Below are 17700 nucleotides of genomic sequence, written 5' to 3'. Positions count from 1 at the left end.
TCCCTGCTGCGCTGCAACATTCATCTCTCCTTTGCAGCGCAGTCGCATGCAATTCAACGCGACGGCATTCGCCGCCGGCACATTCAGTGTCCATTCTTCTAGGGAGATTTATTCATGACGATTTCCGTCTCGACACCTTTTACAGGACATGAAACCAGCGCCCCTTTTGCAGGCAAAATCGCCTCGGCGCGTAACGCTGCAGGTTATACGGTCGATCAGTTGGCCCTGACCTGCGGGCTGACCTCGCAGGAAATTCTGGCTCTCGAAACGGGCGCAGACAGCGACCCCTCGCGACTGAGACGCGTTGCGAACGCGCTTCAGCTTCCGTTGACCGCCGTTCTCTAAAACGATCCTTCAAGATCGAAAAAGGGCGCCTGCCGGCGGATGCCGCATGCAGGCGCCCTTTTTTATATCCAATATTTCTTATCCTCCCCGCCCTTCCATTTTCCGTTATGATGCACCAAATGCCCTGCATTGAAGTGGGAGCGCTGCCGCCTCTTCAATCACGCAAAGGCGGAGAGGCGAGCACATGGCTCTTGTGGAAACCGTAGATATTCCAAACCCTGTCGAAGAGAACGCGCTGTGGCCACATCAGCGAAGCGATGTGCTCGACTGGCTGGTGACTGGGACGAGCGATAACCGCTACATCGACAATATTTTCGTCGAGATGTGCGGGCGATTGAGAAGCCAGGGCATCTCGATTGCGCGGGCATCGATGAATTTTCTCGTGCAACACCCGCAATGGCGCGGCGCGCGCATCTTGTGGAACCGGGGCGAGAAGGAAGCGGAGTTTGCGACCTATGCCTATGGCAGCGAAACCACGGCAGAATATCTGAACAGCCCGCTCTATGACATCCACAAGGGCGCAGACGAGGTCCGACAGGCGCTTTATCTGCCAGGCCCGATCGATCCGGACTACCAGATCTATCGGGATTTGCGCGAAGAAGGCCTGACGGAATATGTCGCCTGGCCGCTTGAGCACACATTCGGCAAACGCCACGTGGTCACCTTTGCCAGCGATCGTGCGAGCGGATTTCTTGAATCGGAAATCGAGCAGTTGAAAAGCCTGGTGCCGGCCATCTCTCTCGTCTCGGAAATACGGCTGAAGAACCGCATGGCCCGCACATTGCTGGAAACCTATGTCGGCCCGCATGCCAGCCAGGAAATTCTCGAGGGCGCGACGCGAAGGGGTAGCGGCAATACGGTGAGCGCGGTGATCATGATCTGCGACCTGCGCGACTTTACGCGCATCTCCGACCTTTGGCCGCGTGACGATGTCATCGAATTGCTCAACGGCTATTTCGATGCGCTGGCGGAGCCGATCGAGAAGCACGGTGGCGAAATTTTGAAGTTCATGGGTGACGGTCTGCTGGCCATCTTTCCGTTGAACAATGCCGATGCAGGACCAAACCTTATCGCCGCCATTCGCGAGGCGCAGACCGCGCTTGAGGAATTGAACACCAGCAATATCGACAAGGGCCACGAGCCGTTCGGCTATGGTATCGGCGTTCATGTCGGCGATGTCATGTATGGCAATATAGGCTCCAAGAGCAGGCTCGATTTCACGGTGATCGGCCCGGCGGTCAATATTGCCTCGCGCCTGGAAACCCTGACCAAGACGGTTCGCAGGCAGGTTCTGCTCTCCGAAGATTTCGTCGCAATGATCGACAACGAGAGCGAATTCGACAGCATCGGGCCGCAACTGCTGCGCGGCCTTGAGCATCCGGTGGGGGTCTACGCCTTGAAGAACCTGCCGCACGAGGCGTCGCAGACCTGAGATGAGTGACGAGCCGACCGAGACCGCTCCCACAAGCCGCATGCTGACATGGGCCAGGAACTCCACGATCTACCGTCTAGAAAGACGGATGATGACGGAGCGGCAGCTTTTCGATGCCATTTCCCGCAAGGCCAAAGAGAAATTCGACGACATCTCCGCAGAACAGATCCGCGCTTTGGCCGACTCCGCGGTGCGGTTTGCCTATGAGATCAAGGCACTGGACGATAATGCCTTTGCCGAAATCACTACTCGCTCCGCTGTGCGGAGTGGAAAATCCAGGCGGGCGATCGCGCAGAAGCTCAATCAGAAAGGTGTCAGCAAGGACATTGTAGAACACGCTCTTGAAGCGAGCGACGATCTCTACGCGGCCGTCGTGCTGGCACGGAAGAGACGGTTCGGGCCGTTCCGGCGTGAAGACGAGGTGGACGAGAAGCGTATGAACAAGGAGATCTCGGCTTTTGCCAGAGGCGGTTACAGCTTCGAGTTGGCGAGCCGTGTCTATTCCATGGCTCTCGATGAGGCGGAAGACATTCTCGCCTCGCGTTGATAACTGGCTCAGGGAGCCGGTTTTGTCTTGAGATAGGCGATGATGTTGTCGATCTCCGTTTCACTCCAGAGGCCGAAGAAACGCATCGCAGTGCCCGGCACCTTCTTCTTCGGGCTTGAGAGAAACTCCCGTAACGCCTCTTCATTCCAGACAAGACCACCTGCCCCAGCATCCTTCATGGCCTGCGAGTAATGCGGATAGTCTGCAACGGAACCGGCCGGCCTTCCCACAACGCCCATCAGATGTGGTCCAAGACGCGTCCGGGGCGTATCGACGTTGTGACAGTTCGAGCATTTGCCAAAGGCGCGTTCACCCGCCGCCGGATCGCCATCGGCATACGCCCCCGTGGTAAAAAGCAAGACGAGCGAAACGGCAAGCGACACGATTGGCTTCATGGGATTTCTCTGGTCCGGTAACGAAAACGCCCTCCCCGCTATATAGCGAAGAGGGCGATTGTTGCTCATGCGGCATTTTGACGTGGCCGAGATGATGCCGATCAGCCGTTAGCTGGCGTCAAGGTCACGGATGTGCCGGTCGCAGCAAGGTTCAGACCAACCTGGCCGGTGACGCTGACGGTCTGCAGTTGGATCGAGCCAGCAGTACCGCCGACCAGGATGTTTGCACCGACGCCAAGGCCAACGGTGGCTTCAGCCGTTGCGCCCTGGTAGAGGCCGGACAGCGAACCGCGGTGATAACCAGCCGTCGGGGCGAACACTGCCCAGACCAGCTTGCCCTGCGTGGTGAAGCCGAGGTCTACCCCCATCTTGCGGATGACGCCCGTGTAGCTGTCGGTGCGGCGCGCGCCGACGGTGGACTTGAACGTGCATTCCAGTTCCTTGGCCGAACCGATCACGTAGCCAACACCGCCGCCAACGTCGCAGGTCAGATAGCCGATCTTAACGCCATTACGGTCGTCGCTGTCCTGGTAGGTTTCGCGGTACGGCGCCAGATCGGCTGCGACTGCGCTGATCGGACCGCTCAATCCAAGTGTCATGGCAGCAAAAGTAACGGCAAAAGTCTTTTTCATCTGTTTTCTCCTGTTTTATTCTGTGACCCAACAGCCCTGAAGTCTTTGTCGGACATTCAATTGCGCACACCCAAAATGGTTCCAACGATTTGATCCAAAGCCTTCAAGCAGGTAGAGAATCTCGTCCATCGCCCCAGCACAGATGATGGAGTAGAAGTCCAATTGGGCGGGATGATGGCACCCAGATACCGCATCTCAGAGGGAAGCGTCAGTCGGCTCTATCGTGTCGACCGGGGAGTTGAACGTGGTGTTGGCAAAGCATCGCGCCCAGCGTCACGGAGCGGGCGCATCGTTGCACGTTCGAAGGAGTGCAGCGATCTAGCCAGCAGCCGACATCTTGAGAAGATCCGTATTGATCGTCGCTTTCAGCGGCAGGTGATCGGAGGCAACACGCGCCAGCGCGCTATCATGGGCTTCAACCTTCTCGATCATGCCTTCGCGATTGGAAATGATGCGATCGAGCGCAAGAACGGGAAGTCCGGAGGGAAAACTCGGCACCGCGGGCGGCAAGGTCCCAAAGGCCTCGCGGAAGGTATTGAGCGATGAGCCATTGCCCAGCCGCCACTCGTTCAAATCGCCCATCAACACCGTTGGCTGCGCTTCGCGCTTGTTCAGCAACTCCACCAGGGCCTTAGCCTGCTGAGCGCGGGAATGCCGCAGCAGGCCGAAATGCGCAGCGATAATGCGGAGTGTCCCCGCGAGTTTCAGGTCCAGCTCCACTACGAGTGCGCCGCGCGGCTCTAACCCAGGCAGTTTGACCGTGTGAACATCGCGGACCGCGCCTTCACGGAACAGCACGACATTGCCGTGCCAGCCATGCGCCTTGCTGGCACCTGCCACCTGCACCGGCGTCAGCCCGCACTCACGTTCGAGCCGCCCGAGATCGAGCAGGCCCGTCCGCTCGCCAAATCGACTATCGGCCTCCTGGAGCGCAACCACGTCGGCTCGCAGTTCGTGAATGACCCTGCATATGCGATCGGGGTCAAACTTGCCGTCGCGACCGATGCATTTGTGCACATTGTAGGAGGCAACGACCGGAGAGGTCTCCTCGATCGAGACCTCGTCTATACAGCGCCGGTTCTTGCGGTTGCGCAGCGACGAAATGAAAACTGCAGGGAGACTATCGTTTTTCGGTCGCATCGTTTTCCTGTCGTAAGCGCCGTGCGTCTTTGGGACGCACAAGGGACGCTCTAGTTCCTTCAATTGACGCGTGGTCGCGTCATGGGTTCAAGCCGATGCCGATGTCAAAGGTAAGGCGAGGCCAACCACAATATCCGTTCCGTCAGACGAACGAGGAACGGCCTTGCCCTCAACTCTTCCAGCTTCACCGGCGTTGCATTCTCGAGTGCCAGACCTATCCGCTCCGACACTGTGTTCGCAAAGCCTTCATCCAGAACTTCCATATCCACCTCAAAGTTCAATCGAAGCGAACGCGGATCGAGATTTGACGAGCCAACATAGGACCAGCGATCATCGATCACCAGAAGCTTGGAGTGATTGAATTGGCCGGTGGCGCGCCATATGCGGCAGTAACTCCTCAGCAACTGATCGAACTGTGCCGTCATGGCGCGATCGACCAGCATCAGGTTGTTGGTCGCCGGAACGATGATGTCGACCGCGACGCCTCGACGCGCGGCCGTCGTCAGGGCGGAGATCAGTTCGCGATCCGGCAGGAAGTAAGGCGACATGATGCGGATCGAGGACCGGGCGATGGAGAACGCACCCATCAGCATCTTATGGCTCGTCTCAATGCTGTTATCCGGTCCGGAGGCCACCGCACGCATCAGGATCGGCTGACCGGGAACGCCATCGGGAATGGTGATATCCCACACAGGTCCGTCCAGACGCTCGCCGCTGGCAAAGCGCCAGTCCTCCGCTGCGACCGTGAAAAGATCGGCGACCACCGGGCCCTGGACCTTGAAATGCGTGTCGTGCGACTGCTTGTCTCCATGGAACTCGCGGGTGAAGCCTTCGCGAATATTCATGCCGCCGGTAAAGGCGATCTTGCCATCGACGATCAGGATCTTTCGGTGCGTGCGCAGATTGGCATAGGGCAGCCGCAGCCCCATGATCACATTGCCATTGAAGACCGCGGATTTGATCTCTTCCAGCCGCAGTTTGGAGAGGATGCTTGGTACTGAGTATCGCGCGCCGACAGCGTCGACCAGCACACGAACCTCGACACCCCGTTCTTTGGCGCGGGCGAGTGCCGCGACGACGCGAAGCCCGATCCGGTCGTGATCAAGAATATAGGTTTCCAGGATGATCGACCGGCGCGCATGACCGATGGCGTCAAGCATGGCCGCATAGGCCTCGTCTCCATCGGACAGGGTCTCAATGGTATTGCCTGTGGTCAGCGCCGCACGCGTCACCCGGTCACCCACGGTCTTCATTGCCACAAAGCGTCGGCCGAAACGCTCGACGACAAGGGCGTTGTCCGCGTCGAACCGCGCCACCCTGTCCATGATCGTGCCATGCATCAAAGACCGCTGTTGCCCAAGGTTGCTGCGCCTGATCCGGTTGATGCCTGCAATGGCATAGAGCAACGCGCCAATGATGGGAGACAGCACGATCACGCCGACCCAACCCAGCGCTGAGCGCACTTCCTGTTTGGTCATTGTGGCATGGACCGCAGCCACGGTCCCCATGACAAGCGAGAGCAGTGCGAGAACGTGGGGCCAGTAGGCTTCGAACAATGCGATCATGACCTGAATATAGCGATCAAGAGCAAAGCCGCAACGACCTGAATCACGAGAGAAAACAACTGACTTGTAATCAAATTCAATTTACCTTACGAGCATTAGACATCATGCAAATCGGTATGACGCCCATGCGTTTGAGACACATCGCTCTTCTTGCCTGCGCCGGTCTAATGCTCGCGGGCTGTAACGAAACGCTCGAAACCGTCGAGCGTGACGTGTCTCATGTCAAAAACAAGGTCGATTATCCCCTCGCCCCCACCATCCTTGCCGAGATGGACAAGAAGAACATGGATCGCAATGCGCCGATCATGATTCGCATCTTGAAGGAAGAAGGCAAGCTGGAAGTCTGGAAGGCGCGACGCGACAACCGGTTCGAGGTCATTGCGTCCTACGATATCTGTGCCTGGTCCGGCAAACTCGGACCGAAGGTCAAAGAGGGGGACAGGCAGGCGCCTGAAGGGTTCTACAGCCTTTCTCCCGGCCACATGAATCCCTATTCGAACTACTATCTTTCGATCAATACCGGCTTCCCGAACCGCTACGACCAGGCGAACGGCCGCAACGGCACGAACCTGATGATCCATGGCGCTTGCTCGTCATCGGGCTGCTACTCCATGACCGACGCGCAGATGCTGGAGATCTACGCTTTCGCGCGCGACGCCTTCAAGGGTGGCCAGAAGACGATCCAGCTTCAGGCCCTGCCATTCCGCATGACCGCGGAAAACATGGCACGCCACCACAAAAGCGAGAATTACGAATTCTGGAAGATGCTGAAGGTCGGCTACGATCATTTCGAAGTCACCAAGCGTCCGCCCGAGGTGAATGTCTGCGAGAAGAAATACGTCTTCAATCAGCAGGCACAGGGTGGGCAGTTCAACGCTGCTGCAACCTGCCCCGCCATGAGCACGCCGCCGGCACTCGCCAGCACAATGGTTAGCTACAACAAGACCTACGACCTTGCCTACGACAAGGCGATGAAGAAGTTCGACGGTATGGTCTGGTATGATCCGACCGAGGCCGAGCGCAAGGTTCTGGTTGCAGAAAAGCGCAAAGGTCGGGAACCGGCTTACGCGCCCACCGGCTCGGCGCTTAAGGCCGGTAAGCTGATGAAGGAAACCGAATTCGCCGCACTGATGGAAAAGAAGGCGGCAAAGGGGATTTCCGCAACCGGGGCTACCGCCATTGCCTCGGCCTCTGGTTCAACACCGCGCACCACCGCTCCGGCATCGCAACCAGCGCCATCCCAGCCTGCGGTCGCTGCCCGCCCGACATCCGTCATGCTCGCAGCCGCGGCACAGGTTCAGACGCAGCCAGCGCCAGCGGTTGCGACGCAGGCCATCCCCGTTCCCGCCGTCAACCCGCTCGCATTTAGCGCAACGGCACAGGAAGAACCGGCTAAGAAACCGTTCTGGAAGTTCTGGGCCAAGGAGTGACCTTGGCAACCGACGCCGTTTTTGATCTGAAGGGGCTGAAATGCCCTCTTCCGGTTTTGCGCAGTCGCAAGAAGCTTTCCGCCTTGCTCCCTAATGAAGACCTGGTTGTCGAGACGACCGACCCTCTGGCGGTTATCGATATTCCCCATATGTGCCGGGAAGATGGTCATATTCTTCTCGAGACAATCAAGACCGAGGACGGCCACCGGTTTCGCATTCGCCGAGGTGAGCAAGTAAGCCGCTCTTAAAAGGATGGTCCACGCAAATCGTGCAGCGGTTTTGCGATCCCGGCATACGACAAAACAAAGGCTTGAAGCATCAGGACCTAATCTGAGAGATTGCGACACGTTTTGGGCTGTTCCACGATCCAATAGAGGTATCCTGGAACCAACATTCGCGCTTTCGTGTTTCCCACCCGAGTTCATGAGGGGAAAATGACGGAAAACGGCGCAAGTCCCAACACATCAAAGAGACAAATCTGGTCGGCGTCATTTGGCAGCTCACCGATCATTGGCACCGCGATCCATGACGGTCATCTTCTGCGCGATGATCTCCTCGATACGGTGGCGCTTTCCGATGCAGAACGGCTTTATGAGGAAGATCCTTATACCGGTGAGATGATCAGCGGCCTGACAAACAGGATCATCGGGCAGCGATCACGCTTCGAGATCGACCTCAATCGCGCAAGGGACGCCGCGATCTATCTCACGCCGGAGCAGTCCTGGGGACTGGAGGTCTGGCGCACGCGCCCATCCGACGCCGCTATTGCGGCATCGCTCGCCGTTCATGACGACTATTACGCGATGCTGTCGGCCTTCTTGGATCGGATCGAAAGGTCACATGGCCGCTTTATCCTGTTGGACGTTCACAGCTACAATCACCGCCGCCAGGGCGCCGATGGACCTGTCACTGCGCAGGAAAAAGCGCCCGACATCAATATCGGCACCATCTCCATGGATCGCAGCCGCTGGGCCTTTGCGGTGGACGCTGTGATGGAGCACTTTGCCTCGGCTGAGATCGGTGGCCGCAAGCTCGACGTTCGTGAAAATATTGCATTTCAGGGACGCGGCGAACAAACGCGCTTCGTTCATGAGACCTATCCGGACACAGGGTGTGCCATTGCCATCGAGTTCAAGAAGATCTTCATGGACGAGTGGACCGGAGAACCGGACACACGGGTTGTCGCCGATATTCGCCGCACGATGATCGCGTTGGAAGCGCTGCTCGAACAGTTGCTGCGAGAGCGCCAATGAGCAATGTCTCCCAGATCAAGCAGGCAAAAGAAGAGCCGCTGCTGTCGCAAATTTCAACTGCTTTGTCTGAGGGACAGGCAATCCGCAAGGATGTCGGCAAGGATGGTCGTCTTCATATCGACAGGCCGCTTCCGTTCCTGTGCCTGCATTTGACCTACGGAACAAAGAACCTTGCCGCGCGCGACATTGCCTCTGCCAATGCATCCTACCTCATCGCCTCGAGCTTAAGCGAAGCCGCCCCGATCATCCAGGCGATCGGTGATGAGATGGTCAAGCGCTTCGGCGCCTTCGTCGTCCTCGATATCGGTGAGCTGGAGCACGATATCCTGCTGGCTGACGACTCCCCCTTCCTCCCGCATTACGAAGTCGCCGTCTCCGCGACCACGGAACCCGAGACGCAGAATGCCCGAAAAGCCTTCATCAAGGCGATTTGCGATGCCGAGATACGGTTCCGCACCCCGCGCATCACGCGGCCAGAACCCGCACAGGACCCGATCTTGCGGCTGAGAGAGGCTGGTATTTCTTTCCCCTGCATCAGCGTTCGCTTCGCCCCCATCTATCGTCAGCCGGAATCAGGTACCGACTATCCCGGTCTTCGCGAAACCATGATTGCCGATCTCTTCGATGCAGGGCTTCGCGCTTTCTCAGCCTTCGCGACAGAAACGAACACGCTTAAGATCACCACACATCGGGCGCTTGGGCGAAAGGCGTTTGTCGATGCGGTGCGCCGTGCCGATCGCTCGGTTGATGAAATCGCTCAATCCTTCGATTTCCTCCTGTCGGTCACACCGATCAATGCGCGTCAGGCCTTCGAGGAATTCAAGCAAAGCGATTTCGAGTATGCGCCGCATTTCCTCTATCGCCCGCTGGGCGTCGACGTGGAAGAGCAGAAGCGCAAGCTCTATTCGGTCGCCTTCGACCATCTGGAAGACCCGGTCCTCTATCATCTTTACCGCGAGAAGCAGCAGGAGATCGACCTGCAGCTGACGATGCTTGCCCACTTGCACAAGCGGCAATATACCGATTTCGGCCGTGCGCTTTACAGTTCGGTCGAGCCGGAACTGCTGACGCTCGCGCTCGATGTCCTCGCGCGTTGTAAGATGCCTGCCAATGAAGATGATATCCCCATGGTCGGCTGCTACGAAGTCGCGCAAAAGGCACGCGAGATGGTCGACGCCTATCATCAGGAGGAGGCGAGCTTCAAGGCGCGCGTCGAAATCCGTGATGACCTTCCGCCGGGCCTGATGGTGACTGGCGAAAAGCTGCTGATTTCCCGCCATACAGTCATGGAACAGCGCCGCCTCGACGCCTTGCTGCATCACGAGATCGGGGTCCACCTGCTCACCTACTTCAACGGTTCGGCTCAGGGACTTCGGCTCTTTCGCAGCGGCCTTTCCGGCTATGAGGGCGTGCAGGAAGGCTTAGCTGTGCTGGCCGAACATCTTTCGGGCGGCATGACACGCCAGCGCCTTCGCCTCGTCGCCGGACGTGTCGTCGCCTGTGCCGCCATGCTCGATGGGGCAAGTTTCGTCGAGACCTATCGACTGGTCACGGATGAGCACCATTTTGATCAGGCGAATGCCTTCAACATGGTGCTGCGCGTCTATCGCGGCGGCGGGCTGCCGAAAGACGCCATCTATCTTCGTGGGCTGAGCGAAATCCTCCAGCATCTTCGTAAAGGCGGCGCTCTTGATCCCTTCTGGATGGGCAAGATTTCGGCGGCTCATTTCCCCATCATGCAGGAGCTTTCGCTCCGCGGCCTGCTGCGGCCGCCCGGCATCCGGCCGGCCTTTCTCTCACTGACACGCGCCAATGAACGGCTCGAAAAAATACGATCAGGACTTTCCATCGCCGAAATGGCCACGCTTTAAGGAGGGGACCATGCGACTAGCGTTCTTTGTCAATTCAATCGAAGGCGAACATCCAAGCTACGCCACAGGGCTTCTGGCCATGGCCGCGCTCAATCGCGGCCACGAGGTCATCTATCTGACGCCTGGGGACTTCACCTTGCGCCCGGATGACACGCTTGTCGTCCATGCGCTCGTCATGCCGAAGCAAAAATACAAGAAGGTGGAGGCTTTCCACGCGGCCCTGCAGGAACGGCAATTGCAGCGCGAGACGATCGATATCGAAGAGATCGACGCGTTGATGCTGCGCAACGACCCGTCGCTCGATCAGACCGCGCGGCCTTGGGCCGTCCACTCCGGCATTCTCTTCGGACGACTGGCGGAGCAGCGAGGCGTTATCGTCCTCAACGATCCGGAAGGTCTGGCGCTGGCTCAGAACAAACTCTACTTCCAGAGCTTTCCTGAGATCGTTCGTCCGACAACGCTGATTTCGCGCAACGTTGAGGAAATCCGCGCCTTCGCCGATGCCCACCCCAAGGGCGTCATCGTCAAACCCTTGCAGGGTTCCGGCGGCAAGAACGTTTTCAAGATCGGCTCTTCCAAGGAAACCAACCTGAACCAGATATTCGAGGCGGTCAGTATCGAAGGCTATCTCATCGCCCAAGCCTATCTGCCCGCGGCGAAAAACGGCGATATCCGCTTCTTCATGATGAACGGCGAGCCCTTGATGCGTGACGGGGCCTATGCCGCACTTCGTCGTGTTCCGGCCAAGGGCGATCTTCGTTCGAACATTCACGCCTCCGGCACGGCGGAAGCGGTCGAGGTCAATGACGATGTGCTCGCGCTTGCGGAAATGATGCGGCCGAAGCTCGTGGAGGACGGCATGTTCCTCGTCGGTCTCGATATCGTCGGCGACAAGATCCTGGAGGTGAATGTCTTTTCCCCGGGCGGCCTCGGCCATATCCGCGAACTCACCAATGTGGATTTCACCGATACCGTCATCGAGGCAGTGGAGAAGAAGGTCTCCATGCAGGCGGCCTCAGCCGGGATGTTGAGCAACCGGCTGCTGGCAACGCTGTAATGCGACTTGCGGTACCATTATTCGGGAAAATCCATTTGACCGAATCCAGGGCCTTGCCTAACTGTTCCGGCATCATCCCTCTTGCCGGAACGATCCTTGCCATGAAACCGGGCCAACTCGCCGCCTATCTCTTTCTTGCCGTGGCGTGGGGCTTCTCCTTCATGCTCGTGCTTCATACGGTCGGCGCTTTTGGCTGGGTGGGGGCCGTCTCGCTCAGATGTTTTATCGCCAGCATCACGCTCTATCTCGTCGCCAAGGCAATCGGCCGTCACCTGGATTTCTCCGCCGGATGGCGCGCCTTCGCGATGGTGGGAGCAACGACCGTTGCTGGCCAACTGATTGGCCTCTCTTACGCCACACCACTGATCGGTACGGCAATGGCGGCCATTCTCGTCGCCAGCATCCCGCTGTTTTCCATGCTGATCGGCCAGTTCTGGGGCCTGGAGAAGATATCCGCGCAGTCGCTTCTCGGTATTGCTTTCGGTATCCTCGGCATCGTTATCCTGGTGGGCTTCCCTGCCGTTCCGGTCACTCAAGCATTCGTGCTCGGCTGCATTTCGTGCATGCTCGGCTGCCTCTGCGCCGCCTTCGGCAGCAATTATGCGAGCCGCTACCTGAAAGGAACCGGCTCTTGGGAAATCACCATCGGCTCGTTCTTCGCCGGTGGCGTCGTTACTTTGCCCCTGTTTGCCGTGGTGCCGGTCACCACCATGCCGTCTCTCCTCGATATCGGCTACCTCTTCGCCCTCGCCATCCTGATGAGCGCGCTGACCTACATCACCTATTTCCGACTTGTCGCCACGATCGGCGCGACCAAGACGATCAGCGTGGAATTCGTGGTGACCGTCATTGCCGTGTTCATCGGCGCATTTGTGCTGGATGAGCCGCTATCGGCAGCGCAATTTGTCGGGGCCGGTATCATCATCATCGGTTGCGCTCTGGTGCTCGGCGTTCTTCCTCCCCGCAAACGCGCGCCCGTCGTTCCAGATTTATGATCATATGCGAATATTTCGTTTTAGACGGCCCTCAACATCCGTCTGATTTCGATATATGATGAGGACGTTGTGATAAATGTGCGCGCCCGAGGATTTGTCGCTGGTCCCTTTTGCCTGAAACCAATTAAAGTACTGAAGCTGCTTTGGCTTTTATGGTAATCCTACATCCAGCAATGGTATAGAAAAGCATGGCAAGCGACCCAAACAATCCGGATTTCAGCGAAAATCGATTCGCCATGGTGAAGACCTCCGCTGAATTGGAGCGACCTGAAGCCGATAGCAGTATCCGCGTCGGTCGCGAAGGTCGTGAGTTTTGCATCTATCCCGGCCAGCTCGGTTACGACCTTCAGGAAGAACTCGATTTCCTGTCCAATCGCGTCATGGAGCCGAACGTCTTTTTTACCGGGCGACTGCTCGCACCAGCCATGCCGCGCATCGATGACCGTTCCGTTCGCTTCGCTCTGATGCGGGATGAAAATGGCACGCGCAGCCGCATGCGGTTTCTCATGCCTTTTACCGTCGAGAAACCCGGCTTCTCCGTCGGCCCATCCATCTTGCGGGCCTGGGCCAATCCGTTTGGTCCGCTCGGAACGCCGCTTGTCGATATCGAGGGCGCGGGCGAAACGATCGACAATCTTATCGATGCCTTGATGCAGGCGGAACTGAGACTGCCCAAGGTGCTCGTCCTTCCGCTGGTTCGGCTGAATGGCCCCTTCGTGCGGATGATCCGCACGATCGCCATGACGCGCAACCTTCCGGTTGCAACCGCCGAACGTGACAGACGGCCGCTTCTGGAAAATGGTCCGGATGCCGACAGCTTTCTTCACAACCGGCTTTCGTCCGATGAGCGGGCGCTTCTGAAGGCGAAATGGTCTGATCTGGAAGCAATGGGAGAGGTCACCTATGACGTCGCCCGTCAGGCGCGGGATGTGCGCATGCGCATGGAAGAGTTTCTCGCGCTCGAGGCGCATGGCGCGAGTAACCGCAAGCGCAATGCGCTCGTTACCGACCGCTACCGTACCGCCTTCGCCCGCGAAGCCATCAACAACCTGGCTGAGATCGACTCCGCGCGTATTCATACGCTCAACCTCAACGGTGAAGCGATCGCCTCCGTCGTCATCCTCATGGCCATGGGCGAGGCCTATATTTGGAAGGCGGCGTTCAACGCCCGCTACGCCAACTATATGCCGGAGCGGCTTCTTGCCCATCGGCTGACCGAATGGCAGCTTGATGATGCCAACATCATTCGCACCGACAGCTGCGTTCCAGACGACGAGCTGCCCGTGAACAAATTGTGGGGCACGGATGCCGAGATGGGAACGCTCGTCATCGGCCTTTCGGAAAACAGCGACCGTGACGTGCGTCAGGTAGCAGCCCAGGTGCATATGTACCGAAATACCCGCAATCTGGCCAAGGCACTGCGCGAACGCATCATGTCGCTTGGACGCAAGGCATAGACTTGTTCGATCGTAGCGGTTGTTAATTCATCGATTGCTTTCTAACCTGTACATTCCGCCGCATTCAGATGCGACCGGATGGAGAGATGAACGTTTTTGTCTTTGCAGAAGCGGCGCCCGGAAGGGCGCAGCCACCGGCGCAGGACATAACGCAACAGGGAGACAGGCATGACGGAGGAAAAGTCGGCGATGGATTGGGACAAACTGGCAGAGAAAGAACTCAAGCGGTCCCCCGACACATTGACCTGGCAGACCCCCGAGGGCATTGCCGTCAAGCCGCTCTACACCGCGCAAGACCTGGAGAAGGTCTCCCATCTCGACAGCCTGCCCGGCTTCAAGCCCTTCGTCCGTGGCCCACGGGCGACGATGTATGCAGGCCGCCCCTGGACGATCCGCCAATATGCCGGCTTCTCAACCGCTGAAGAATCGAACGCGTTCTACAAGCGCAATCTGGCCGCCGGTCAAAAAGGCCTTTCCGTCGCCTTCGATCTTGCCACCCACCGCGGCTATGACAGCGACCACGAGCGCGTGGTCGGCGATGTCGGCAAGGCGGGTGTCGCGATCGATTCCGTCGAGGACATGAAGATCCTGTTTGACGGCATTCCCTTGAAGGACATGTCGGTCTCCATGACGATGAATGGCGCAGTGATCCCAATCCTCGCTTCCTTCATCGTCGCCGGTGAAGAACAGGGATGCGCACGCGCCGAGCTTTCCGGCACGATACAGAACGACATTCTCAAAGAATTCATGGTGCGCAACACCTATATCTACCCGCCGGAACCCTCGATGCGGATCATTGCCGACATCATCGAATATACGGCGCGCGAAATGCCGCGCTTCAACTCCATCTCAATTTCCGGTTATCACATGCAGGAAGCCGGTGCGACGCTGGTACAGGAACTGGCCTTCACGCTGGCAGACGGTCGCGAATATGTGCGGGCCGCTCTGAAGAAGGGGCTGAACGTCGACGATTTCGCTGGCCGCCTCTCCTTCTTCTTCGCCATCGGCATGAATTTCTTCATGGAAGCAGCAAAGCTTCGCGCTGCCCGCCTTCTCTGGTCGCGGATCATGGAGGAGTTCAAACCGCAAAAGGCATCCTCGATGATGCTGCGCACCCACTGCCAGACCTCCGGCGTGTCGCTTCAGGAGCAGGACCCGTTCAACAACGTCATCCGCACGGCCTATGAGGCGCTCTCCGCCGTGCTTGGTGGCACGCAATCGCTTCACACCAATGCACTCGATGAGGCGATGGCGCTGCCGACCGATTTTTCCGCGCGCATTGCCCGCAACACCCAGCTCATTCTCCAGCACGAAACGGGTGTCACCAAGGTGGTCGATCCGCTGGCGGGCTCCTACTACGTCGAGAGCCTGACGAACGAGCTTGCGGAAAAAGCCTGGGCTCTCATCGAAGAGGTGGAGCAACTGGGTGGCATGACCAAGGCTGTCGATGAAGGCTTGCCCAAGCGGCTGATCGAAGAGGCTGCGACAAAGCGCCAGGCCGCCGTCGACCGCGGCGAAGAGATCATCGTTGGCGTCAACAAGTTCCGTCTGGAAAATGAAGAACCGCTCGACATTCTGGATATCGACAACTCCGCGGTTCGGGCATCACAGATCAAGCGCTTGGAAAGTGTGCGACGCCAGCGCAACCCGAAGGATGTCGAAAGGACCTTGGCGACGCTCTCGGACATTGCACGCACGGGACAAGGAAATCTGCTTGAAGCAGCTGTCGAAGCAGCGCGTGCGAGGGCGACCGTCGGCGAGATTTCCGACGCCATGCGCGCAATCTTCGGAGATCATTTAGCAGTTCCGGAAGTCGTCCACGATGTGTACGGCGCCGCCTATGAAGACGATCCAGAATTTGCCACCTTGCGCAACCGGATCGGCGAACTGTCGAACAGCGTAGGTGGCAAGCCACGGATGATGGTTGCCAAGCTCGGCCAGGATGGGCACGACCGCGGCGCAAAAATCATCGCATCTGCATTCGGTGATATCGGCTTTGATGTGTTCGCAGGGCCGCTCTTCCAGACGCCAGAGGAAGCGGCCGATCTCGCGGTCAAGAACAAGGTGCATGTGGTCGGCATGTCATCGCTTGCTGCGGGCCACAAGACGCTTGCGCCGCAGCTTGTCGAAGCTTTGAGGGCCAAGGGTGCGGAGAACATTATCGTCATCGTCGGCGGCGTCATTCCGCGCCAGGACTACGAGTTCCTGCTGGACCACGGTGTGGCTGCGGTCTTCGGCCCTGGCACCAACGTATTGGAAGCCGCCCGCGCGGTTATCGACCTGATGCAGGGGCGTTTGCGTAACGCGTGACTGCCGACACACCAGCCCTAAAAATGAAACCAAGTGTTGGGCCAATGCGTAGAGTTTAAAGCGCCGTGCGTCCTATTGAACGCACAAAGAACGCTTTACCTTTTTGAATCGACACATCGTGCTTCCCGAAAATTGAGTCCGATTTTCGGGAAGCACGATGCTCTCGGCATCTCAACAAAAAAGCGATGGATTTTCACCCATCGCTTTTTCTTTTTCTCAATGTGAAAAGGCAGCCTTACTCGGCAGCCTTCTCCAATTCGGAAGGCTGTTCACCTTCTGCCTCTTCGGCGCCTGCCGTGCGGCGTGGGCGGCGAGGACGCGGGCTGGTGCTGCGCGTGCGGCGCGGTGCGCGCTCGCCTGCACCGGCTTCAGCCTGGGCTTCCTCTTCAACAGCCACTTCCTTCGGCGTGCCTTCGATCACGGGCTGCGGTGCAGAGCTTGCATCGTAAACCGGCGCGATGACAACGGGTGCCGCGGCAGCGGCTTCTGCGCCCTCTTCGGCCTGCGCTTCGCGCGGCTGACGTTCAGGGCGATTGGGACGCTCGCGGCGATCGCGACGCTCACCACGGTCCGGACGATCTTGCCGTTCCTGACGCTCTGGCCGCTCTTGGCGCTCCTGACGTTCGGGCTGGTCCTGACGCTGCGCGCGCTGTTCGTTCTGCTCATGCGCGACGGGCAGCACAACGACGACGTCGTCATTGTCATTGCCGTCCATATCGTCGCCGTCACGGTCATTGCCGTATTCACCGCGATCGTCGCGCTGGAAACGTTCCTGCATCTGCGCCTGGGCGGATGCGATGATACGGTTATAATGTTCGGCGTGTTGCAGGTAGTTTTCCGCCATGACGCGGTCGCCGGAGCTTTGAGCATCACGTGCGAGCGCAGCGTACTTTTCCGCAATATGCTGGGCAGTGCCGCGAATCTTCACATCGGGGCCGGAACTATCATAGGTTCTGGTCAGCGGATTTCCACCTTTACGGTTGAAATTGTTATTGTTTCCGCCGCCATTATTATTGTTGTTGTTGTTATTACGCCCCCGGCCGCGCTTGTTTTGCTGTCCTGGCCTCATCAATTGCTCACCTGAATTCTGTTGTGCTGACAATTATCGTTTTTCGATGCGATCCGGCAAGGAATTAGCCCTCTCCTGAACCGCGACCATTACGCGTCCTGCTCTCACAAGAGACAAGACTTCGCGTTTGCCGACCTGATGCGCATATGCTGCATCTAGCCGCTTGCGAACAAAGTTTCCTGAATCACATGCCGGAAATGCC

General features: G+C 58.2%; 16 protein-coding genes. 11 read left to right on the top strand and 5 right to left on the bottom strand.

The features are described from left to right. The first annotated feature begins 114 nt into the window (after positions 1-114). From ACTJK5_RS16780 to recX, 3 genes are all read left to right on the top strand, one after another. Positions 115-345: a helix-turn-helix domain-containing protein gene (locus tag ACTJK5_RS16780; RefSeq protein ID WP_062444964.1), complete on the top strand. Its 231-nt coding sequence runs from the start codon at positions 115-117 to the stop codon at positions 343-345. A gap of 184 nt (positions 346-529) precedes the next feature. Then, positions 530-1777, top strand: a complete 1248-nt coding sequence (locus tag ACTJK5_RS16775; protein ID WP_440612866.1) for an adenylate/guanylate cyclase domain-containing protein — start codon at positions 530-532, stop codon at positions 1775-1777. A gap of 1 nt (position 1778) precedes the next feature. Beyond that, entirely contained in the window at positions 1779-2324 is a 546-nt protein-coding gene (gene recX, locus ACTJK5_RS16770) for a recombination regulator RecX (protein ID WP_440612865.1), read from the top strand. An 8-nt stretch (positions 2325-2332) separates the two neighbouring features. Here the strand turns inward: recX and ACTJK5_RS16765 are convergent, their stop codons facing one another. From ACTJK5_RS16765 to cls, 4 genes are all read right to left on the bottom strand, one after another. Further along, the gene (locus ACTJK5_RS16765; protein ID WP_440612864.1) at positions 2333-2719 is read right to left on the bottom strand and encodes a c-type cytochrome; all 387 of its coding nucleotides are present in this window, start codon (positions 2717-2719) and stop codon (positions 2333-2335) included. Positions 2720-2820: 101 nt separating this feature from the next. Further along, the gene (locus ACTJK5_RS16760; RefSeq protein WP_062424001.1) at positions 2821-3351 is read right to left on the bottom strand and encodes a DUF992 domain-containing protein; all 531 of its coding nucleotides are present in this window, start codon (positions 3349-3351) and stop codon (positions 2821-2823) included. A gap of 318 nt (positions 3352-3669) precedes the next feature. After that, complete coding sequence (locus tag ACTJK5_RS16755) at positions 3670-4491, bottom strand: endonuclease/exonuclease/phosphatase family protein (RefSeq protein WP_440612863.1); 822 nt, start codon at positions 4489-4491, stop codon at positions 3670-3672. Positions 4492-4595: 104 nt separating this feature from the next. Continuing rightward, a complete protein-coding gene (gene cls / locus ACTJK5_RS16750; protein ID WP_062444955.1) occupies positions 4596-6056 on the bottom strand; it encodes a cardiolipin synthase in 1461 nt (486 codons plus the stop codon). 125 nt (positions 6057-6181) lie between these two features. Here cls and ACTJK5_RS16745 point away from each other — a divergent pair, with 125 nt between their 5' ends. The 8 genes from ACTJK5_RS16745 (at position 6182) to scpA (ending at position 16429) form a co-directional block, all read left to right on the top strand. Continuing rightward, positions 6182-7486, top strand: coding sequence for a L,D-transpeptidase family protein (locus tag ACTJK5_RS16745; RefSeq protein WP_440612862.1), 1305 nt, complete (start codon positions 6182-6184; stop codon positions 7484-7486). Beyond that, on the top strand, positions 7483-7734 hold the full coding sequence (locus ACTJK5_RS16740; RefSeq protein ID WP_113261536.1) for a sulfurtransferase TusA family protein: 252 nt from the start codon (positions 7483-7485) through the stop codon (positions 7732-7734). Before ACTJK5_RS16745 ends, ACTJK5_RS16740 begins: the two co-directional genes overlap by 4 nt. 186 nt (positions 7735-7920) lie before the next feature. Continuing rightward, positions 7921-8739: an N-formylglutamate amidohydrolase gene (locus ACTJK5_RS16735; RefSeq protein WP_440612861.1), complete on the top strand. Its 819-nt coding sequence runs from the start codon at positions 7921-7923 to the stop codon at positions 8737-8739. Beyond that, positions 8736-10610 carry a flavohemoglobin expression-modulating QEGLA motif protein gene (locus ACTJK5_RS16730; RefSeq protein ID WP_440612860.1) on the top strand — a complete coding sequence of 625 codons (1875 nt, stop codon included), beginning with the start codon at positions 8736-8738 and terminating at the stop codon, positions 10608-10610. The genes ACTJK5_RS16735 and ACTJK5_RS16730 overlap by 4 nt, the downstream gene beginning before the upstream one ends. 10 nt (positions 10611-10620) lie before the next feature. Beyond that, positions 10621-11667, top strand: coding sequence for a glutathione synthase (locus tag ACTJK5_RS16725; RefSeq protein WP_062444947.1), 1047 nt, complete (start codon positions 10621-10623; stop codon positions 11665-11667). Between the two features lie 101 nt (positions 11668-11768). Further along, positions 11769-12662, top strand: coding sequence for a DMT family transporter (locus ACTJK5_RS16720; protein ID WP_440612902.1), 894 nt, complete (start codon positions 11769-11771; stop codon positions 12660-12662). A gap of 188 nt (positions 12663-12850) precedes the next feature. Next, a complete protein-coding gene (locus ACTJK5_RS16715; RefSeq protein WP_113226505.1) occupies positions 12851-14119 on the top strand; it encodes a GNAT family N-acetyltransferase in 1269 nt (422 codons plus the stop codon). A gap of 168 nt (positions 14120-14287) precedes the next feature. Then, positions 14288-16429 (top strand): methylmalonyl-CoA mutase, encoded by a 2142-nt coding sequence (gene scpA / locus ACTJK5_RS16710; RefSeq protein WP_440612859.1) that lies wholly within the window; start codon positions 14288-14290, stop codon positions 16427-16429. A 235-nt stretch (positions 16430-16664) separates the two neighbouring features. On the opposite strand, the gene ACTJK5_RS16705 is transcribed toward scpA, so the two are convergent. Next, positions 16665-17498 carry a DUF4167 domain-containing protein gene (locus tag ACTJK5_RS16705; protein ID WP_113273888.1) on the bottom strand — a complete coding sequence of 278 codons (834 nt, stop codon included), beginning with the start codon at positions 17496-17498 and terminating at the stop codon, positions 16665-16667. Positions 17499-17700: the final 202 nt, after the last annotated feature.

It is taken from the genome of Agrobacterium sp. 22094 (genome assembly GCF_052046015.1).
Classification (GTDB): Bacteria; Pseudomonadota; Alphaproteobacteria; order Rhizobiales; family Rhizobiaceae; genus Agrobacterium; species Agrobacterium cavarae.
Note: the sequence above shows the minus strand (reverse complement) of the source record. Positions and strands in the feature narration are given on the sequence as shown.